Annotated in this window: 16 protein-coding genes and 1 pseudogene; 9 read left to right on the top strand and 8 right to left on the bottom strand. The window is 74.9% G+C overall.

Going from position 1 to position 19,365, the window contains the following annotated elements; genetic code table 11:
* Positions 1 to 134 (bottom strand): annotated as a pseudogene (locus ACOJUF_RS26020) (acyl-CoA thioesterase); the annotation flags it as partial.
* A 168-nt stretch (positions 135 to 302) separates the two neighbouring features.
* Between ACOJUF_RS26020 and ACOJUF_RS26015 the strand changes: the two are divergent.
* Positions 303 to 806, top strand: a complete 504-nt coding sequence (locus ACOJUF_RS26015) for a SixA phosphatase family protein (protein WP_420124705.1) — start codon at positions 303 to 305, stop codon at positions 804 to 806.
* Positions 807 to 869: 63 nt separating this feature from the next.
* Positions 870 to 1,385 (top strand): gamma carbonic anhydrase family protein, encoded by a 516-nt coding sequence (locus tag ACOJUF_RS26010; RefSeq protein ID WP_420124704.1) that lies wholly within the window; start codon positions 870 to 872, stop codon positions 1,383 to 1,385.
* A 267-nt stretch (positions 1,386 to 1,652) separates the two neighbouring features.
* On the opposite strand, the gene ACOJUF_RS26005 is transcribed toward ACOJUF_RS26010, so the two are convergent.
* Complete coding sequence (locus tag ACOJUF_RS26005) at positions 1,653 to 2,321, bottom strand: hemerythrin domain-containing protein (RefSeq protein ID WP_420124703.1); 669 nt, start codon at positions 2,319 to 2,321, stop codon at positions 1,653 to 1,655.
* 390 nt (positions 2,322 to 2,711) lie between these two features.
* Here ACOJUF_RS26005 and ACOJUF_RS26000 point away from each other — a divergent pair, with 390 nt between their 5' ends.
* Positions 2,712 to 6,356, top strand: a complete 3,645-nt coding sequence (locus tag ACOJUF_RS26000; RefSeq protein ID WP_420124702.1) for a BTAD domain-containing putative transcriptional regulator — start codon at positions 2,712 to 2,714, stop codon at positions 6,354 to 6,356.
* Between the two features lie 198 nt (positions 6,357 to 6,554).
* Here the strand turns inward: ACOJUF_RS26000 and ACOJUF_RS25995 are convergent, their stop codons facing one another.
* From ACOJUF_RS25995 to ACOJUF_RS25975, 5 genes are all read right to left on the bottom strand, one after another.
* Positions 6,555 to 6,875 (bottom strand): hypothetical protein, encoded by a 321-nt coding sequence (locus ACOJUF_RS25995; RefSeq protein WP_420124701.1) that lies wholly within the window; start codon positions 6,873 to 6,875, stop codon positions 6,555 to 6,557.
* A 37-nt stretch (positions 6,876 to 6,912) separates the two neighbouring features.
* The gene (locus tag ACOJUF_RS25990; protein ID WP_420124700.1) at positions 6,913 to 8,052 is read right to left on the bottom strand and encodes a globin domain-containing protein; all 1,140 of its coding nucleotides are present in this window, start codon (positions 8,050 to 8,052) and stop codon (positions 6,913 to 6,915) included.
* Between the two features lie 396 nt (positions 8,053 to 8,448).
* Positions 8,449 to 9,594, bottom strand: coding sequence for an alpha/beta hydrolase family esterase (locus ACOJUF_RS25985; protein ID WP_420124699.1), 1,146 nt, complete (start codon positions 9,592 to 9,594; stop codon positions 8,449 to 8,451).
* 238 nt (positions 9,595 to 9,832) lie between these two features.
* Positions 9,833 to 10,984: an iron-containing alcohol dehydrogenase gene (locus tag ACOJUF_RS25980; RefSeq protein ID WP_420124698.1), complete on the bottom strand. Its 1,152-nt coding sequence runs from the start codon at positions 10,982 to 10,984 to the stop codon at positions 9,833 to 9,835.
* A 25-nt stretch (positions 10,985 to 11,009) separates the two neighbouring features.
* A complete protein-coding gene (locus tag ACOJUF_RS25975; protein ID WP_420124697.1) occupies positions 11,010 to 11,330 on the bottom strand; it encodes a putative quinol monooxygenase in 321 nt (106 codons plus the stop codon).
* A gap of 93 nt (positions 11,331 to 11,423) precedes the next feature.
* Between ACOJUF_RS25975 and ACOJUF_RS25970 the strand changes: the two genes are divergently transcribed.
* The 5 genes from ACOJUF_RS25970 to ACOJUF_RS25950 all read left to right on the top strand — a co-directional run bounded on the left by ACOJUF_RS25970 (position 11,424) and on the right by ACOJUF_RS25950 (position 17,022).
* Positions 11,424 to 13,232 (top strand): SLC13 family permease, encoded by a 1,809-nt coding sequence (locus ACOJUF_RS25970; protein WP_420124696.1) that lies wholly within the window; start codon positions 11,424 to 11,426, stop codon positions 13,230 to 13,232.
* Between the two features lie 60 nt (positions 13,233 to 13,292).
* Complete coding sequence (locus ACOJUF_RS25965; protein ID WP_420124695.1) at positions 13,293 to 14,357, top strand: DNA polymerase IV; 1,065 nt, start codon at positions 13,293 to 13,295, stop codon at positions 14,355 to 14,357.
* Between the two features lie 111 nt (positions 14,358 to 14,468).
* Complete coding sequence (locus ACOJUF_RS25960) at positions 14,469 to 15,086, top strand: maleylpyruvate isomerase family mycothiol-dependent enzyme (RefSeq protein WP_420124694.1); 618 nt, start codon at positions 14,469 to 14,471, stop codon at positions 15,084 to 15,086.
* A gap of 44 nt (positions 15,087 to 15,130) precedes the next feature.
* Positions 15,131 to 15,778, top strand: a complete 648-nt coding sequence (locus ACOJUF_RS25955) for a response regulator (RefSeq protein ID WP_420124693.1) — start codon at positions 15,131 to 15,133, stop codon at positions 15,776 to 15,778.
* Positions 15,775 to 17,022 (top strand): sensor histidine kinase, encoded by a 1,248-nt coding sequence (locus ACOJUF_RS25950; RefSeq protein WP_420124692.1) that lies wholly within the window; start codon positions 15,775 to 15,777, stop codon positions 17,020 to 17,022. The genes ACOJUF_RS25955 and ACOJUF_RS25950 overlap by 4 nt, the downstream gene beginning before the upstream one ends.
* A gap of 13 nt (positions 17,023 to 17,035) precedes the next feature.
* Here ACOJUF_RS25950 and ACOJUF_RS25945 read toward each other — a convergent pair whose 3' ends face one another.
* Positions 17,036 to 17,494: a MarR family transcriptional regulator gene (locus tag ACOJUF_RS25945; RefSeq protein ID WP_420124691.1), complete on the bottom strand. Its 459-nt coding sequence runs from the start codon at positions 17,492 to 17,494 to the stop codon at positions 17,036 to 17,038.
* A gap of 91 nt (positions 17,495 to 17,585) precedes the next feature.
* Between ACOJUF_RS25945 and ACOJUF_RS25940 the strand changes: the two genes are divergently transcribed.
* Positions 17,586 to 19,199: a DHA2 family efflux MFS transporter permease subunit gene (locus tag ACOJUF_RS25940; protein WP_420124690.1), complete on the top strand. Its 1,614-nt coding sequence runs from the start codon at positions 17,586 to 17,588 to the stop codon at positions 19,197 to 19,199.
* Positions 19,200 to 19,365: the final 166 nt, after the last annotated feature.

The raw sequence follows: 19,365 nt of genomic DNA, 5'->3' as shown, positions 1-19,365 counted from the left end.
CCGACGGCCAGCGCGTACGCCGACTTGTCGATCCACTCGAGCACCCGGCCGCCATGGATGGACCCGCCCAGAGAGGCCACCTCCGTCGGGGCCGCCAGGAACCGCAGGGTGATCTCGCTCTGCCCCGTCGCCATGGAGGATCACCCTATTGCCCATCCGCCGGTGACCGCTCGGGGTGTGCGGCCGCACCGCGCACGGTTGGATGGGCCGATGAGCGAGCGTCAGCGAACCGACCCCCGTCGCCCGCCGGGCCGAGCCGGGACGGCCGAACCGGCGAGGCGTTCCGGACGGGTGGTCCGTGCATGATCCGCACTCTGGTCCTGTTGCGCCACGGGAAGTCCGCCTACCCCGATGGGGTCCCCGACCACGACCGGCCGCTGGCCGATCGCGGTCGCCGGCAGGCGGCGTTCGCCGGCGAGCACATCCGGCTCCTGCTCGACCGGTTCGACCTGGTCCTGTGCTCGACCGCCACCCGCACCCGGCAGACCCTGGACGCCGCCAACCTGACCGCCGGTCACGTCGAGCACCGGGAGGAGATCTACGCCGCCGAGGCCGACGAGATCCTCGATCTGCTGCGGGACGTGCCCGATGCGGTGACCTCGCTGCTGGTCGTCGGCCACTCCCCGGGCCTGCCCGACCTCGCCGACGAACTCGCCGGCCCCCGATCGGACGCCTGCGCCCGCGCCGCCCTGGAGAAGAAGTTCCCCACGTCGGCGTTCGCCGTCGTCGAGATCACCGGGCCCTGGTCCGGGCTGCCCGCCGGGGCCCGGTTGACCGCGGTCACGGTGCCGCGCGACCACCCCTGACCGTGCTCCGCCCGAATCCTGTCCGTCCGTTCCCGCCCGCCCCAGCCCCGAGGAGACCGATCGATGCCGCTGATCCCACTGGCCGGCCACACCCCCGCCGTCGCCGACACCGCCTGGGTCGCCCCCACGGCCGCCGTCATCGGTGACGTCACGATCGGCGAACGGACCGGGGTGTTCTACAGCGCCGTGGTCCGCGGCGACACCACGACGATCACCATCGGCGAGGGCAGCAACCTGCAGGACGGCGTCGTGCTGCACGCCGATCCGGACTTCCCGTGCACCGTGGGCTCGGGTGTGAGCATCGGGCACGCCGCGGTCGTGCACGGCTGCACCATCGAGGACGATTGCCTGATCGGGATGGGCGCCGTCGTGCTCAACGGCGCCGTGGTCGGCCGGGGTTCGATGGTCGCCGCCGGTGCGGTGGTGCTGGAAGGCGCTCAGATCCCGCCCGGCTCGCTGGTGGCCGGGGTCCCCGGAAAGGTGCGGCGCGAACTGACGACCCAGGAGCAGGCCGGAGTGCGGGAGAACGCCCGGCACTACACCGAACTCACCGCCGCTCACCGCGCGGCGCACGCCTGACGGCTCGGGAGCGGGCATCGAATCGGGGAACGGAGCGACCACCCTGACGAGCTGGGCCCGGGTCGTTGTTCACTCCCCCCAGTAGGAGAACACCGACCCGGGCCCCGGTCGCTCCGTCCGACCGACAGCTCAGAGGCCGGCTCGGCGCCTGCCGATACCGCTGCCGTTGCCGATGGGCCGACGGCGCGGCGGAACAACCCACCCGGACCAGCCGCCCATCGCACAGCGCTACGCCGGTCATCGATCGAGTGACGCCCTCCGGTCGATTCAGGACGGGTCGGCGCCGTAGATCCGGCGGTACTCCCGGCGGAAGGCCCGCCGGCCCAGCAGGGTCCAGGCCATCCGGGCTGGCGCCGGCGACGCGGCGAGCATCGCCCGGCCGCGCTCGGGGGTGTTGGCGTCCAGCAGGAAGCCCAGGAACACCAACTGCTTGTCCTTCGGGATGCCGGCCCGGCCGCGTTCGGCCAGGGCCTGCCATTCCGGCACCGTGATGACCCGTTCCACCAGCGGCAGGATGTGGGCCTCCTCGTCGTGCAGGTGCTCGCCGAGCGCGTCGTTGAGATCGGTCAGCACGTCGGCCAGTGCGTCCCGGGCGGCCGGCGTCGGATCCGCGGCGAACGCGGCCGCGGACCGATCCGCCTCCCGGTACAGCTCGGCGATCCGCTCGTGCTGTTCCTCCATCCGCAGGATCAGGGCGGAGTCGACCGGCGCCCGCTCCAGCAGCAGGGGCCACATCAGCTCGTCCTCACCCTCGTGGTGATGGTGCAACGCGGCGGTCAGCTGCCCGAGAAACTCGACCAGCACGGCGGCCCGGGCCCGGTCCCCGGCGTCCACCGCCCGGACCAGGCCGGGCAGGTTGCCGAACTGCTTGCGGAACGAGTTGTGCACGAACACCATCTCGGCGGTGTCCGGGTGGGGTGCGGCGGTCGCGGTCATGGTCGTCTCCAGGCTGATCGTCCGGTCGGGCGGAGGCGGGCACCGGGATCGGCACCCACGGACCAAGGGTGGGCCGGGCAGGTTGCAGGGCACTTGGCGGTCACTTGCGGCCGGGCCGGGCAGACCTGCGCGGGGCCGCCCCTGCCGTTCGGTTCTCGCCGCTGCCCAGCGGTTCCCGTCCCGGCCGTGCCGTTCCGCCCCCGGCCGTGCGGTTCCCGCGGCGGCCGTGCGGTTGCGTTCCCGGCCGTGCGGTGACGTTTCCGGCCGTGCGGTTCCCGCAGCGGCCGTCGGGTCCCCCGGCCGGCGTCGCGCCGTCGGGGCGGGAGCCGGTGCCCCGTCTCCGGCACACCCCACCCGACCTGGCCGGGGCCGGGTTAGAGTCGCCGGATCATGCTGTCGTTGCGGGTGCTGGGCGCGCTGGACGCCACCGGGGATCCGGACCGGCCCGCCCCCGATCTCGGCGGACCCCGGCAGCGCAGCGTGCTGGCGCTGCTGCTGGTCGCCCGCGGCCAGGTCGTGTCGGTCGACCGGCTGGTCGAGGATCTGTGGAACGGCGAGGCCCCGCCCCGCGCCATCGGCGCGCTGCAGGCGTACGTCTCCCACCTGCGCCGGGCGCTGGAGCCCGACCGGGCGCCGCGCACCCCCGCGACGATCCTGGTCAGCGAACCGCCCGGGTACGCGATCCGGGTCCCGCCGGACGCGGTCGACGCCTGGCAGTTCGAGGCGCTGATCCGCCGAGCGGCCGAACCGGGCGGCGAGGCCGGCGCCCGCGCGCTGCTGCAGCAGGCCCTGGACCTGTGGCGCGGCCCGGCCTACGCCGAGTTCCAGGGCGAGGCCTGGGCGTCGACCGAGGCGGGCCGCCTGGACAGCCTGCGCACGGTGGCCCGCGAACGGTGGTGCGAGGCGGTGCTCCGGGACGGCGATGCCGCCGAGGCGGTGGTGGCGGCCGAGGTGCTGACCCGCGAATTCCCGCTGCGGGAGGAGGGCTGGCGGCTGCTGGCCATGAGCCTGTACGCCACCGGTCGCCAGGCCGACGCGCTCGCCGCCCTCCGCCGGGCCCGGTCCCTGCTGGCCGACGAACTCGGCATGGACCCCGGGCCGGCCCTGATCCAGGTCGAGGCCGATGTGCTGGCCCAGCGGCTGGTCGTCCCGGTGACGCCCCGGCGGGCCGCCACGGGAACGCCGGGCGCGGCGCCGGCCGAGGCGGACGGGGTTCCGGCCCGGCCGGGCGCGGCTCCGGCTCCCGGGACGCGCGCGGGGCGGCCCGTCACGCCCGGAGCGGCTGCGGACCGTGGGCCGGCGTCGCCCGCGCGAGCGACCGCCGAAACGGTGCCCGGAAGCGCTGCGCCCACCACACCGGCCGCACCCGGACGGGCGGGTCCCGCCGCCACCGGTGGGGCTGGAGGGCCGGGTCCGGCCACCGCAGGCGGGGCGCCGGGTCCGGGCGATCCCGGCGCGCCGGCCCGCCACGACGGTGGTGACCGGCACGGTCCCGGAATGGTCGGCCGCGAGGCGGAGTTGGCGACCCTGCGGTCGGCGGCGGCGCAGGTCACCGACCGCGCCGACCGCCGGGTGGCGCTGGTCGCCGGCGAGCCGGGGGCGGGCAAGTCCACCCTGGTCGAGCGGTTCGTCCGGGACCTGCGGGGCGACGGTTGGCGCGTTGTCGTGGGGCGGTGCCCCGAGTCCGATGGCGCGCCGCCCGCCTGGGCCTGGGTCGAAGTCGTCCGGGCGCTGGCGGCCGAGGTCGACCCCGGACCCCGCCGGGCCGCGCTCGCGCCGCTGCTCGACGAGCTCGTCCGCACCTCCGGCGAGTCCGACGCCTCCTGCGGCCGGTTCCTGCTCAGCCGGGCCCTGATCGACTACCTGACGGCGGCCACCGGTCCGGCCCCGATCGCGGTGGTGCTGGACGACCTGCACCGCGGCGACTCGGAGACCCTCGCCCTGCTCGACACGGTGGCCGCGGCGACCGGCGGCGTCCCGTTACTGCTGATCGCCGCCTACCGGCCGGCCGAGGTCCCCGACGGGCTGCGGGACGTGTTCGCCGGCCTGGCCGCCCTGCCGCCGGTGCGTCTGACCCTGGGCGGCCTGAACCGCACCGACGCCGAGCGGTTGATCGGGTCGGTCGCCGGCGTCCGGCCCGATCCTGACGTCGTCGCCGCGCTGGTCGACCGCACCGCCGGCAACCCCTTCTACCTGGCCGAGAGCGCCCGGCTGCTGGCCAGCGAGGGCGGCCTGGTCGCGGTCTCCAAGGTGCCCGAGGGTGTGCGCGACGTCCTGCGCCGCCGGTTCGCCCGGCTCCCCGAACTGACCGTCTCGATCCTGCGGCTGGCCGCCGTCATCGGGCGGGACGTCGACGTCGACGTGCTGATCCAGGCGGCCGAGGTCGGTGAGGACGCCGTCGTGGACGCGCTGGAGGCCGGTGTGCTGGCCGGCCTGCTCACCGAGCCCGACGCCGGCACGGTGCGGTTCGCGCACGTGCTGGTCCGGGACACGCTCTACGCGGACGCGCCCAAGTTGCGGCGCAGCCGCTGGCACGGCCGGATCGCGGAGGCGGTGCTGTCCGTCCGGCCGGACGACGCGGCCGCCCTGGCCCACCACTATCACCAGGCCGCCGCCACCGCGACGGCCCGCAACGCGGTCGACGCCGCCGGCCGGGCCGCAGAGATGGCACAGTCGCGGTACGCGCACGAGACGGCCGCCGACCTGTACGTCCAGGCCCTGCACGATCTGGACCGGGTGCCGGCCGGCCAGGCCCGCCCCGACCCGCGCCGCGCGGCCGATCCGGGCACGGATCCGCACCTGGCCGAGCGGGTGGACCTGCTCGCCCGGCTCAGCCGAGCCCAGCTGGCCGCGGGCGCCACGAGGGACTCGCTCGCCGCCCGCCGGCAGGCGATGCGGCTCGCCGACGCCGCCGGACGCAGCGACCTGCTGATCCGGGCGATCACCGCCAAGGATCTCCCGACGCCATGGATGACCCGGCCCTACGGCACCGTGGACGACGAGCTGATCGCCCTCATCGAACGTGCCCTGACCAGTACCGACCCCGTCCCCGACCCGGCCACCCGGTGCCGCCTGCTGTACTCGCTGATCATCGAGGTCGCCGACCGCGACCGTTCGGTGCGGTTGGCCCGCGAGGGCGAGCGACTGGCCCGGGAGGTCGGTGACCCCGGCCTGATCGGACTGGTCCTGCACGGCTGGGTCTCCAGCGTCGACGTCGAAGTGGGCATCGACCGGGTACGCGAGGTGGGGCGCGAACTCGTGCAGATCGGCGAGGGTCCCGGCCTGGCCGTGTTCGCCCTGGTCGGGCACCACAGCCTGGCCCGGGCCGCGTGCGTGCACGGGGACGCCGCCGCGATGGCCGAGCACGTCGAGAGGGTCGCCGAACTGGTCGAGAAATTCCGGTGGAGCCAGGCCGCGGCGCTCGTGGCGATGATGCGCGGCACCATGTCCCACCTGACCGGACGGCTCGCCGACGCCGAGACCCACTACCGGACGGCGACCGAGAAGCTGATGAGCAGCGGCGCCTTCGACGCCGCCGGGATCGGCCTGCTCGCCCTGCTCACGGTCCGGGTCACCGATCACCGGGTCGCCGAGCTGGCCGAGGTGCTCGGCCAGATCGACACCTCGGACGACGCCCTGGTCGCCGACCTGCGGGCGCTGCCGCTGCTGGCCCTGGGACGGCGGGACGAGGCCGCGCGGGGCCGGCACGACCTCCCGCCGGTGCCGTACAACTTCTTTCGGAGCCTGCTGCTCACCTTCCGCGGCAAGGTGGCCTCGGACCTGGCGGATCCGGTCGAGGCGGCTCGGGTGGATCTCGAATTGCGGGCGTACCGGGGGCAGGTCGGCGGCGGCGGGACGGGCTCCTTCGTCGCCGGACCGGTCGACACGGTGCTCGGCGATCTGGCCCTGGTGCTGGGCCGGCCGGACGAGGCGCGCGACCTGTGGCGCAGCGGGCTGGCGCTGGCCGAACGCTGCGGCAACCCATGGTGGGCCGCCGAGGCCCGGCAGCGCCTCGGGGTGGCCGCGCCCGGCTGACGGGCCGGGCGGACGGGGCGGGCCTGGCCGGGCGGACGGGGCTGGCGGGCGGGCCTGGCCGGACGGGCGGCCCGGCCCGTCAGCTGTGCCGGCGGGCTCCGGTCCGGCTCCGGTCCGGCTCGGCTGCGTCGTCGGGCGCCGGACGGCGCGGGCGCCTGACGGCGTGGACGACTGACCACCGGCTGCGGCCGGCCGAGGTCAGGCCGCCGGCAGCGCCCGCTGATACCGGCTGCGCCGGGCCGGTTCCCGTCGTTGCCCCTGACTCCGGACCCGCGTCTGCCGGCCGGCCCGGGTCCGCGCCTGCCGGCGCAGCTCGGCCATCTCCTCCTCGGCCATCCGCAGCGCCGCGACCAGATCCGCGATCGTGTCGGCGCAGTCCTCTAGCAGCCCGTCCACCGCGGCCCGGTCGTAGCCGCGCGAGAATGCCCGCGCATCGGGCAGTTCCACCGTCTGCAGCCACTGCGGATCGACAGCGCCGCTCCGCCGGGCGGTCTCCCACATCGGTTCCAGCATCACCATCGTGCGCTCCCCTCGGACACCGTATCTTTCCCCCATCTCAGGCCTTCCCGAATTCCTCGAAGACGATCCGGGCCTCCGACACCCCGCGGGAGACCAGCGCTTTCACCGTTCCTTCGACCATTTCCGGTGATCCGCAGACGTAGACGTCGTGCCCCGCCCACTCACCGCGGCCGGCGGCGACCTCGCCGATCCGGCCGTGCGCCCCGGCCCGGACGTCGTCGTCGGACGTGGCCGTCTCGATCGTGAGCCAGGCGCGGTGGTCGGTGGCGAGCCGCTCGAGCCGGTCGTTCGCGTACAGCTCCCGGGCGGTGCGTGCCCCGTGGAACAGGTGGGTCGGGCGCCCCCCGGCCGCCGCGAGTTCCTCGAGCATCGCCAGCATCGGCGCCAGTCCGGTTCCCCCGGCGATCATCAGCAGCGGCCGGACGGCGGCCGGGTCCAGGACCATCCGGCCGTACGGGGCGCCGAACCGCACCGGTTCCCCGGGGCGGGCCGCGCGCACCAGGGCGGTCGACAGGGTGCCGCCCCCGATCGCCCGCACGTGCAGGTCGAACTCGCGGGTTCCCGGCTTCGACGCCGGGGTGTAGGGCCGCCAGATCCGGGGGCGCAGCTCGGTCGCCTGCAGGGCCATCGACTGTCCCGCCCGGTACGGCACCTCCTCGCCGGTCCGCACCCGCAGCACCGCGAGATCGAAGGAACGGCGGTCGATCTCGATGATCTCGCCGTCGTACCAGGCCGGGCCGGGCGCCGCCGCCGCGCCGTCCGTCATCGCCCGGGCGACCCGGGCATAGGCGGCGGCCCAGGCGGTGTCCAGGGCCCGCGTCCAGTCCGGGCCGGTGAAATGGGCCAACGTGGCCAGCAGCGCCTCGCCGACCGCCGGGTAGTGGTCGGCGATGGTGCCGAACCGGCGGTGATCCCGGCCGAGACCGGCCAGATAGGGCTGCAGCTCGTCCATCCGGTCGACGTTCGCGACGATCCGACCCAGCGCGGTGAGCAGGCGGTCCCGCTGCTCGCCCATGGCCAGGGGGAACAGCGAGCGGAGTTCAGGCCGGATCAGGAAGAGGTAGTTGTAGAAGTACATGGCGACGTCGTCGCCCTGGACCGCTACGGCCGCGAAGCTGGACTTGAGCACCGCCGGGTCGACCAGTTCGGCGGATCCTGACTGCCCCAAAGTGGTCACGCTCCGCCACGGTCTCGACGTTCTTCTACGCTGTTAGTGTCACAAGTACGCGTTTCCACGGCTGGACGCAACCATGAGTCCCCCCAATGACCGCAACGTCATCTGATCGGGACCCGAATCTCCCCCAATCGGGTGATCAACGCCGATCGGGTGTGCCTCCGGCCGCGGCCCGCACCGGCCGGATCGCGTCCCGTGGGCCGGATCGCGGCGGCCGGGTCGGCCGTCACCCGTCGGGATCGGCCTGCGGCCACCGGGCGGACCCGGGCGCGTCGCCGTGGGAGCACCGTCGCGCCGGGTGGGGCCGGGTGGGATTCCGGCAGCTTCAGCGAGGGTTCATCGGCGGGATCGGCGCGCCGGCGGCGTCGGGACCGGTGCCGCGTCAGGGCCCGGTCCGGGTCATCGCCCGGCCAGACCCGTCGGGCCGCCGGCCGCGTGCCGGGCGAAGAACCGCCACATCTGGGTGCTGGCCCGGGGACCGCGGATGTCGCTGTAGGTGCCGTCGGCGGCGCCGCCGGACCAGGCGTGCCCGAGGCCCTCGACCACCCAGAGCTCCAGCACGACCTGACGCCCGGCCGACCAACGGGTGATCCGGTGCGGTCGCGGCCCGCGTCCGGAGCTGGTCCGGGGCGGGTCCTTGCGGGTCTGCCGCCCCTTCCCGACGGTCCCCTCCGGATGCGAGGAGAGCCACTGCTCCGCGATCCGTTCGGCGTTGCCCGCGCGGACGGTCCCGTCGGCGGTCCCCTGGAAGACGATCAACGGGGGGAGCGGCGCGGGCGGCGTGGGCGCCTGGCCGGCCCCCTGCATGACGGCGAGCGCGTCGGCCGGGCCGGTGGCCGTGCGGAACGGCGGGGCCGAATGCACGCCGACCGCCGCGAACAGCTCGGGGTAGGTCGCCGCGAGGATCAGCGCCATGCCGCCGCCGGCCGAGATGCCGGCCGCGTAGATCCGGTCGGGATCGACCCGCCAGCGGGTGGCTTCCTGCACCACCTGACGGACGATCCCGGCCAGGATGGCCGGCTCGCCGGCCGCCCGCAGCTGATGCCCGGACCGGAACCAGTTCCAGCACCGCTGCGCATGATGGGTGGCCGACTGCTCGGGGTAGACGACGATGAACCGGTGGGTGTCGGCCAGGTCGTTGAACCGGGTGCCGGCGGCGAAGTCCAGCCCGGTCTGGGTGCATCCGTGCAACGCCAGCAGCAGGGGCGCCCGGGTGGTGCGTCGCAGCCCGGCGGGCACGTACACCCGGTAGGCGCGGCTGCCGGCCACGCCGGTGAACCGGTGCTGGAACCAGCGGCCGCGGCCGAGCCGGGCCGGGTCGGGCTGCGACCGGCTCCCGCCGGGGGGCGACCAGAGCTCGGGCAGCGCCGTCCCGCTCGACCGGGCCGGGCGGCTGCCGGCCCGGCGGGAGCTGGACGCCCCCGTTGTCGTGGCCGCGGTCGTGGCGGCCCGGGTCGAGGTGCGGGCGGCGGCCCGCACCGCCTTCGTCGCCGATCGCTGCGCCTTCTTGACCGCCCGCTTCGACGCGGCCGGGCTCGGCATCATCGCGCGGAGCATGGCCGTGGGCAGGCTGGACCTCGCTCGACGCGCCACGCGACTCCTGACTCGTCGGGCTCAGCCGTCCGGGCCGGACGGTCGGCGCCACCCTAGTCCCCCGCTCCGACACCGCCGCTGCCCGCGCAGTCCGCCCAGCCCCCTCAGCCACGGCCGCGGAACATCCACCGGCCCGACGCCGGCCGAACATCCGCGGCCGGGCCCGGGCGAGCCCGCCGCGACCCCGGCGTCAGAGCGCGGCGACCAGCGCCCGGCGCAGCTCCTCCTCGGTGAGGTCGATGGGGTTGCCCTTGGTGCTGCTGGAGCTGCCGGTCTTGGCGACGACGTCGTCGACCAGGTCGGGGTCCAGGCCGCCGGCGGCCAGCCCGCCGACACCGAGCAGGCGCACCGTGCGGGCGATCCACTCGACGCCGTCCTCCACCGTCGCCCCGGGATCGCCGGTGAGCAGGGCGGCGGCCCGCCGGTAGGCGGCCAGGGCCGGGTTGTCCGGGTCGCGCTCGCGCAGCGCCCGCACGTTGGCCTCGGTGACCGGCGCGAGCAGGGCCGCGCAGATCGCCCCGTGCGCGACCGGCACCAGGCCGCCGATCACCCCGGCGAACCCGTGCACCGCGCCCAGCTTGGCGTTGGCCAGGGACATCCCGCCGAGCAGGCTGCACAGCGCCATCTCGGTGCGTGCGGCCACGTCGGACCCGTCGGCGTACGCGGCGCGCAGCCCCGCGGCCGCGTGCCGCAGCCCGTCCGCGGCCAGGGCATCGGTGATCGGGGTCCGGTGGCGCGACACCAGGGGTTCCAGGCATTGGGTCAGCGCGTCCAGACCGCTCGCCGCGGTGACGGCGGGCGGGCAGTCGACGGTGAGCAGCGGGTCGACCAGGGCCAGGGCCGGCAGCATGGACCGGGCCCGCACGCTGGCCTTGCGCCCGTGCTCGGGCGAGGTGAGCACCGCGTTCATGGTCACCTCGGCCCCCGTGCCGGCGGTCGTCGGCACCGCCGCGAAGGGCACCGAGGGCCGGCCGATGGGATGGCCGCGGCCGACCACCTCGAGATAGTCCAGCGGATCGCCGCCGTTGCCGAGCAGCATCGCGACCGTCTTGCCCAGGTCGATGACGCTGCCGCCGCCGATGCCGAGGACCGCCTGCGCCCCGTGTTCACGGGCCGCCGCGACGGCGGCGCGGGCGGCGTCCACCGTCGGTTCCCCGCTGACCGGCACCACGGCGACGTCCATGGGCAGGGCGGTGATCAGGGACGCGTGCCGGTCGGGCCGGGACCCGGTCAGCACCACCGCCCGCTCGCCCCAGCCGCCGACCAGCGCCGGAAGCTCCGTCGCGCGACCGGCACCGAAGACCACGCGGCCGGCCGTCGCGAACTCGAAGGGCCCGGTCACGCCGCCACCCTCCGGACCGGTCCGGTCATCGCTGCGAGCTCCAGTCGGCCTCGGCGACCGGGAAGACCGCCGCGAACTTCGCTGACGTGCGCGGCCGGGCCATCATGTCGGCGACCGTGTCCCGCCAGGTCGCGTAGTGGTCGGTCGTCTTGTGCGCGGCCGCGGCGTCGGCGTCGCGGTAGATCTCGACCAGCACGACGTGGGCCGGATCGTCGTGATCCTGGACGGCGTCGAACCGGATGACGCCCGGCTCCTGGATGGACGCGGTGGCGTTCTCGATGGTGGCGCGGAGGAAGTCGTCGACCCGGCCCGGGTCGACGGCGATGTCGACGTGAACGATCAGCATGGGCCCATCCTCACCCCGGCCGGCGAACCCGGCTCGCCGCCCCGGGCAACATCACCGACACCCGCCCGAATCTCGACGTGATGGGATCGGGGCGTGTCCTCCGCCTCCGTGAGCCTGATCATCCTGGCCGGGTGTGTTGCCCTGTTCGTCTGGAACCGGCTGCCGGTCGGCACCGTCGCGATCCTGACGGGCCTGGCCCTGTACTTCACCGGCGTGCTCGACGCCGGCCAGGTGGTGGCCGGGTTCGGCGATCCGGTCGTCATCTTCATCGCCACCCTGTTCGTGGTCAGCGAGGGTCTCGAGTCGGCCGGCGTGACGACCTGGGCCGGCCAGGTGATCGTCGGCGGGGCCGGCAGCCGGCCCAAGCGGTTGCTGGCCGCGATCATGCTGCTGGCCGGCGGGCTGTCCGCGGCGATCACCCCGAACGGCGCCGCCGCCGCGCTGCTCCCGGTCACCGTCTCGGTGGCGCGCCGGGCGCGGACGGCGCCGTCGAAGATGCTGATCCCGATGGCCTTCGCGGCCAGTGCCGGGGCGCTGTTGACCCTGTCCGGCAGCCCGGTCAACGTGATCGTCGCCGAGGCCTCCCGCAGCGCCGGCGGCGGTGGTTTCGGCTTCTTCGAGTTCGCGATCGTGGGCCTGCCGCTGCTGCTGGGCACGGGCGCGATCGCCCTGCTGCTGGGCAACCGGCTGCTGCCCGACCGCACGTCCACGCAGCTGCCGGCCGACTTCGGCGGTTACGCGGCCACGGTCGCGCAGCATTACGACCTCGACCGGACGATCCACCGGGTCCGGATCCGGCCCGAGTCCCGGCTGCGCGGCACCGAGGTCGCCGACCTGCCGCTGGACGCCTTCCCCGGGCTGGGCCTGGTCGGTGTCCAGGACTCCGCCGGATCGGCCGCGGGACAGGACCACGCGCTGGCCGACGGCGACCGCCTGGTGCTGTCCGGCCCGGAGGAGGCGGTGACGGCCTTCGCCGCCGAGCACGGCGTGAAGATCTCGGGGTCGGCCCTGGCCACCCGGCAGGGCTCCTCGATGCTCTCCCGCCGGTCCGGCATCGCCGAGGTGGTCATCCCGCCGCGGTCCCGGCTGATCGGGCAGACCCTGTTCCCAGGGATGGTGCGGCCGGGGCAGCTGGTCGTGCTGGCCATCCGTCGCGTCGGCAAGGACGTGGGGCTGCGGCCCGTCACGCTCGTCGAGGGCGACGCGGTCCTCTACTACGGCCGGTGGCGGTCGGTCGAGTCGCTCGGAGCCGGCCGCGACGTGCTCGTGGTCGACTCGCCGGAATCGGTCCGCCGGCAGGTGGTGCCGTTGGGCCGCCGGGCCCCGCAGGCCATCGCGGTGCTGGTGGGCATGGTCATCCTGCTGGCCACCGGGCTGGTGCCGCCGGCCATCGCCGGGCTGATGGCGGCGGCCGCGATGGTGCTGCTGCGGGTGGTCGAGCCCGAGCAGGCGTACCGGGCGATCTCCTGGCCGACCGTGGTGCTGATCGGCGGGTTGATCCCGCTCTCGACGGCGATCCAGACCAGCGGCGCGGCCGACCTGATCGCCTCCGCGCTGGTCTCCGCGGTCGGCGGGGGCGGCCCGTACCTGCTGCTGCTCGCCCTGTTCGTGTTGACCGCGGCGTTGGGTCAGGTGATCAGCAACGCGGCCACGGTGCTGATCGTGCTGCCCATCGCCCTGTCCGCGGCGGCCGAGACCGGGGCGTCGCCCCAGGCGGTGCTCATGATGATCGCCGTGGCCGGCGCGGCCTCCCTGCTCACCCCGATCGCGACGCCGGCGAACATGATCGTAATGGCGCCCGGTGGTTACCGGTTCGGCGACTACTGGAAGCTCGGCGCGGTGACGATGGTGTTCTGGCTGGCCGTCGGGGTGCTGTTCGTGCCGCTCGTCTGGCCGCTGTAGGCCGGGCGGCGCTGGCCCGCGGCGCACCCGGGCGGACCGGCCGGTGCGGACAATGGGCCGGTGAGCACCTGGTTCCGGCACGTCGACCTGGACCAGTTCCAGGTGTCGGCGGAACTGCTGCGGCGCCCGGAGCTGCGCGGCCGGGCGGTGGTCGTCGGCGGCGACGGCGACCCGACGCGGGCGCGCCAGGTGGTGACCTGCGCGTCCTACGAGGCGCGCGCGCTGGGGGTGCGGGCCGGCCTGCCGCTGCGGGTCGCCGGACGCAAGGCGCCCGACGCGGTCTACCTGCCGCTGGATCTGGCGTACTACGAGGTGGTGTCCGGGCAGGTGATGGACACCCTGCGGGCGACCGGGGGGCCGGTGGAGGTCTGGGGCTGGGACGAGGCGTTCCTCGGCGCCGACGCGACCGACCCCGAGGCGCTGGCCCGCACCGTCCAGTCGCAGGTCCGGGACGCCACCGGGCTGCCCTGCTCGATCGGGGTCGGCGACAACAAGCTGCGGGCCAAGGTCGCCACCGGCTTCGGCAAACCGGCCGGGGTGTACCGGCTGACCGCCGCGAACTGGATGGCGGTGATGGGCGACCGGCCCGTCCGGGCGCTGTGGGGCGTCGGCGCCCGCGGGGCGGCGCGGTTCGCAGAGCACGGCATCCGGACGGTCGCCGAGCTGGCCGGGGCCGACCCCGCCGACCTGGCCGTCTGGTGGGGCCCGACGACCGGGCCCCGGTACCGGGCGCTGGCCCGCGGCGAGGGCGAGACGTCGATCCGCACCGAGCCGTGGATCGCCCGGTCGCGCAGCCACCAGACCACCTACCCGGAGGACCTGACGACCCGGCCCGATATCGAGCGCGAGCTGCGGGTGCTCGCCGCGCGGGTGGTCGCCGACGTCGTCGCCGAGGGCCGGACCATCACCAAGGTGGCGGTGATCGTCCGCAGCACCGCGTTCTTCACCGAGAGCCACGTCCGCACGCTGGCCGCCGCGACCACCGCCGTCGGCGACGTCGCCGACGCCGCGGTGGCCCTGCTCGACCGGTTCGAGCTGCGTCGCCCCACCCGCCTGCTCGGCGTCCGGGCCGACCTCGCGCCCCTGCCCGACCCACCCGGCTCGCCGCCGACCCCGGTTCGCTGATCAAACCCGCGCCCAACGCCCGGTTTGTCCGACCCGCACCCGGCTTTGATCAGCGAACCGGAGGGGCGGGCCCGGGCGGCGCGACCCCAGCGGCGCTCGCATACTCGGCCCATGCCCGCATCGCCGTCCCGCAGCACGTACGCCCTCGCCGCGCAGGCCTTCGCCGCGCAGGTGGCTCGCATCCCCGCCGACGCCTGGGACGGGCCCGGGCTGGGCGAATGGGACCTGCGGGCCCTGGTCGGGCACGCCAGCCGGTCCCCGGTCACCGTGCTGACCTACCTGCCGCGCACGACCCCCACCGCGGCGGTCACGTCGGTCGCCGAGTACTACCGCGCGGCGGCGACGCTGATGGCCGCGGATCCGGCGGCCGTCACCGAACGGGGCCGGCAGGCCGGGGCGGCGCTGGGCGACGATCCGGCCGCGGCCGTCACCGACCTGGTCACCCGCTCGCTGGCCGCCCTGGACGCCACCGCGGGCGATCCGATCATCGAGACCATCGTCGGCGGCATGCGTCTGGAGCAGTACCTGGTGACCCGGATCTTCGAGCTGGTGGTCCACGGGCTGGACATCGCCGCGGCGACCGGTCAGGCGTACGAGCCACCCCCGGCGGCGCTCACCGCCTCCCTCCGGCTGGCGGTCGAGGTCGCCGAGCTGCGGGGCGACGGGGCCGCCCTGCTGCTCGCGCTGACCGGCCGGCGCACGCTGCCACGCGGCTTCTCGGTCGTGTGAGCACAGCCCGATCAACACCGTCCGACGACCAGTAGTCTCACCTCGTGCTGACGTCCGAACGCCGGATCGAGGTCGTCGTGATCGACGACCATCCGTTCTTCCGCGACGGGGTCAGCCGCGGGCTGACCAACAGCGGGCTGATCACGGTCGTGGCCGAGGCCGAGAACGGCCGGGACGGGCTGGCCGCGATCGCCGAGCACCGGCCCCAGGTGGCGGTCGTGGACTACCAGATGCCCGACCTGGACGGGATCGCGGTGACCCAGGCCGTCGTCCGCGACGGGCTGCCGACGCGCGTCCTGCTGCTCTCGGCCATCACCGACAGTCCGGTGGTGTTCCGCGCGCTCGAGGTCGGCGCGTCCGGCTACCTGTCCAAGGACGCCCGGCGGGCCGAGATCGTCGACGCCGTGCTGTCGGTGGCGCAGGGCCGCACGGTCGTGCCGCCGGAGCTGGCCGGGTCGCTGGCCCAGGAGATCCGGCAGCGGGCCCAGCCCGCCGGCCCCGTGCTGTCCGAGCGGGAGATGCAGGTGCTCAAGGGCTTTGCCCGCGGGCTGTCGATCCCGCAGCTGTCCAAGGAGCTCTACATCGGGGCCAGCACGGTCAAGACGCACACCCAGCGGCTGTACGAGAAGCTCGGCGTCTCCGACCGGGCCGCCGCCGTCGCCGAGGGCATGCGTCGCGGCCTGCTCGAATGACCCAGCTCCAGCAGATCGTCGCCTCCGCCGCCCAGCGGGGCCTGACCCTGCAGCTGACCCTGCGCGCGGTGCTGGTCGCGTTCGTCGTCGCGACGCTGGCATTGCTGCCGCCGGGGGTCGGCGCGGCCGCGTCGTGGTGGATCGCCGGCGGCTACGTGCTGGTCGCCCTCGCGCTCACCGGCTGGCTGCGCACCGGCTCCCGGACGGCGCTGAACTGGGGCTGGCTGGGCCTGTACGTCGACCTGGCGGTCCTGCTCGCCCTCAACCTCATCGCCCAGCAGTCGGCCGGCACCAGCTGGACCTCGTACGTGCTGCAGACCGGGTTCTTTCTGATCCCGGTGCTCGCCGCGACCCAGCTGCGCTGGGGCGTCTGCGCGAGCGTGGTCGTCCCCACCGTCGGCCTCTACACGCTCGAGGCGATCCTGACCCGGGTGGCCAACGAGGACGAGCCGTGGGCCTCGATCCTGCTGCGGGTGGTGGTGCTCGCCGGCGTCGGGCTGGCCGCGATCTGGTTGTCCCGGATCCAACGCTCGCGGGTCGGCGCCATTCGCGGGTTGGTCGAGGACCGGACGCACCTGCTCACCGAGCTGATGACCTCGACCGAGACCGAGCACCGGGCGATGGCCGAGAACCTGCACGACGGCGCCCTGCAGTACGTGCTGGCCGCCCGGATGGACCTGGAGGACGCGCGCGACGCCGCCCCCGGCGGATCGGCGGCGGCGTTCGACCGGCTCGACGACGCGCTGACCCGCACGGCCCGACTGCTGCGATCGACGGTGTCCGAGCTGCACCCGGCCGTGCTGGAACAGTCCGGGCTGGCCCTGGCCGTCGGTCAGCTGGCGGCCGCCGCGGCGCAGCGCAGCGACCTGACGATGACCGTGGACACCGCGGGCTGGCCCGACGCGGCCCGCACCGACCAGGACCGCCTGCTGTTCGGGGTCGCCCGGGAGCTGGTGAGCAACGTCGTGCGGCACGCCCGGGCCGATCGGATGACGCTCACCCTGGCCCTGGACGGCGACCGCGCGGTGCTCACGGTGGCCGACGACGGTGTCGGGTTCACCCCCGGCACGGCCGCCCGCAAGCTGACCGAGGGGCACATCGGGGTCGACTCCCAGCGGGTCAAGATCGAGGCGGCGGGCGGGCACTTCCGGATCGGCCGGCCCGACCACCCGGCCGGGCCCGACCGGCCCGGCGCGGTGGTGCGCGTCGACGTGCCGGTCCACCGCACCGATCCCGCGGGCTGACCGGGCCCGGACGTCAGTCCTGCTGGAAGTGCTCGTAGGCAGTCAGCACGCCGGCCAGGTAGCGCCCGATCGCGGCCCGGTCGTGCTCGTCGAACGAGGCCGCCAGCGTGTCCAGTTCGCCGGTCAGCGGGGCCAGCTCGGTCATCACCCGCCCGATCGCGGTGTCCGACGGGCGCAGCTGCACGCGGCGGCGGTCCCGGGTGTCGCGCTGCCGGATCAGGTGGCCGGCGGACTCCAGCCGGTCCACCACTTCGGTGACGGCGGCCGGACTCAACCCCAGCCGCTGGCTCAGCTCGCCCGGACCGATCGGGGGCTCCGCCGCGCCGACGTGCCCCATCGCCGCCAGGTCGGTGCCGTTGATCTCCAGCCGCCGCGCCATCGCCTGCTCGGCCATCGACGCCGCGACCTGGATCTGTCGCAGCAGCATGGTCTCCGGCTGACTCCGGAACGCCGCCCTTGGTGGTTCCGCCATGAACTCATGCTACCTTCCGTGTAGTACGGTTTCCGTAATAGATCTGGACGACGCCACCGCGACCGTCCCACCCTGCGCCCCGGAGGTCACCGTGACCACCACCTCACCCGCCCGCAACCGCTGGATCGGCCTCATCGGCATCAGCCTCGCGGTGGCGCTGATCATCGTGGATTCCACGATCGTCAACGTCGCCGTGCCCTCGATGGTCCGCGACCTGTCCCTGTCCTCCACCGAGGTGCAGTGGGTGCAGGAGTCCTACACCCTGGTCTTCGCCGCCACCCTGCTGATGTGGGGCGCGCTGGCCGACCGGTACGGCCGCCGACGCATCCTGGTCACCGGCACCGCCCTGTTCCTCGTCGCCTCCATGCTCTGCGCCATCGCCCCGACCGGCACGCTGCTGATCGGCGCGCGGGTGATCCAGGGGGTCGGCGGCGCGATGATGCTGCCGACCACCCTGTCGCTGATCAACGCCACCTTCACCGGGCGGGATCGCGGGATCGCGTTCGCCGTCTGGGGTTCGACGATCGGCGGGATGGCGGCCGTCGGCCCGCTGCTGGGTGGCTGGCTGACCACCGCGTTCTCCTGGCGGTGGGCGTTCGGCATCAACCTGCCGATCGGGCTGGCCATCATCGTGCTCGTCCTGATGTTCGTCCCCGAGTCCCGCGGCGAGCACACCACCGGCGTCGACTGGGTGGGGGCCCTGCTCACCACCGTCGGTTTCGGCCTGCTGGCGTTCGGCCTGATCGAGGGCCGGCAGTACGGCTGGTGGACGACCATCAAGCCGCTGACGATCGGCGGCTGGTCCTGGGCCGCCTCACTGTCCCCGGTACCGGTCGCGTTCGCCATCTCCGCCGCCGCGCTGATCACGTTCGTGGTGCGCGCCCGCCGGCGGACCCGGGCCGGCCGGTCCTCGCTCGTCGACCCGGGCCTGTTCTCCATCAACAGCTTCCGCAACGGCAACGTCGCCGCCCTGATCGTCTCGCTCGGCGAGTTCGGGATCATCCTGTCGCTGCCGATCTGGCTGCAGAACGTGCTGGGTTACAGCGCCCTGCAGACCGGCCTGGTGCTGCTCGGGCTGGCCGTCGGCTCGTTCGCCGCCAGCGGGTTGTCGGTCGGCCTGCCGGCCAAGATCGGGGCGGTCGGCGTCGTCCGGATCGGCATCGTCGCGGAGATCATCGGCATCGCCGGGGTCGGCCTGGTCGTCTCCCCGACCACGGGCTGGCCGGTGCTGGTCGCGTTCCTGTTCGTCTACGGCTTCGGGGTCGGCCTGGCCACCGCCCAGCTGACCGGCGTGGTGCTGGCCGACGTGCCGATCCAGCGCAGCGGTGAGGGCTCGGGCATCCAGAGCACCGCCCGGCAGGTCGGCTCGGCGCTGGGCATCGCGGTGCTGGGCACCGTCCTGTTCGTCAGCGCCGGCAACGCCCTGAGCAGCGGCCTGGCCGACCAGGGGGTGCCGCCGGCGGCCGCCGGCCAGCTGGTCAACGCGGTGGTCGACAGTGCCGGGGCGGCGATCCCGCAGCTGGCCGCGTCCCCGCAGACCGCCGGGGTCGCCGACGCCGCGAAGGTCGCGTTCTCCGACGGGACCAGCTTCGCCGCGTACACCGCCGCCGCGTTCCTGGTGATCGGGCTGCTCGCCACGCTGGCCCTGCCCAACCGGCGTCCCGACCCGGTCGGCAAGCCCGCCGACCCGGCCGCGGTCGGCTGATCCACCCGCGCCGGGTCCCGCTGCCCGGCCCGGCATCCGATCGGGTCGAGCCGCCCCGGGGGTCCACCGATAGGTGGACCCCCCGGTCCCCCGGTTCATCGGCCGGGCGGCGGCCCACGGCGCCGTCCCGGCCCCCGCCGTCTCGGAGGTGGCGCCCCCCCCCCCC

Origin of the sequence: Nakamurella sp., from assembly GCF_048594475.1 — a bacterium.
Lineage (GTDB): Bacteria > Actinomycetota > Actinomycetes > Mycobacteriales > Nakamurellaceae > Nakamurella.
Note: the sequence above shows the minus strand (reverse complement) of the source record. Positions and strands in the feature narration are given on the sequence as shown.

Coding starts and splice junctions, on each gene's coding strand:
- ACOJUF_RS26015 (WP_420124705.1), top strand. CDS start 303: ATGATCCGCACTCTGGTCCTGTTGCGCCACGGGAAGTCCGCCTACCCC.
- ACOJUF_RS26005 (WP_420124703.1), bottom strand. CDS start 2,321: ATGACCGCGACCGCCGCACCCCACCCGGACACCGCCGAGATGGTGTTC.
- ACOJUF_RS25960 (WP_420124694.1), top strand. CDS start 14,469: ATGCCCGCATCGCCGTCCCGCAGCACGTACGCCCTCGCCGCGCAGGCC.
- ACOJUF_RS25985 (WP_420124699.1), bottom strand. CDS start 9,594: ATGATGCCGAGCCCGGCCGCGTCGAAGCGGGCGGTCAAGAAGGCGCAG.
- ACOJUF_RS25995 (WP_420124701.1), bottom strand. CDS start 6,875: ATGGTGATGCTGGAACCGATGTGGGAGACCGCCCGGCGGAGCGGCGCT.
- ACOJUF_RS26010 (WP_420124704.1), top strand. CDS start 870: ATGCCGCTGATCCCACTGGCCGGCCACACCCCCGCCGTCGCCGACACC.
- ACOJUF_RS25950 (WP_420124692.1), top strand. CDS start 15,775: ATGACCCAGCTCCAGCAGATCGTCGCCTCCGCCGCCCAGCGGGGCCTG.
- ACOJUF_RS25975 (WP_420124697.1), bottom strand. CDS start 11,330: ATGCTGATCGTTCACGTCGACATCGCCGTCGACCCGGGCCGGGTCGAC.
- ACOJUF_RS25945 (WP_420124691.1), bottom strand. CDS start 17,494: ATGGCGGAACCACCAAGGGCGGCGTTCCGGAGTCAGCCGGAGACCATG.
- ACOJUF_RS26000 (WP_420124702.1), top strand. CDS start 2,712: ATGCTGTCGTTGCGGGTGCTGGGCGCGCTGGACGCCACCGGGGATCCG.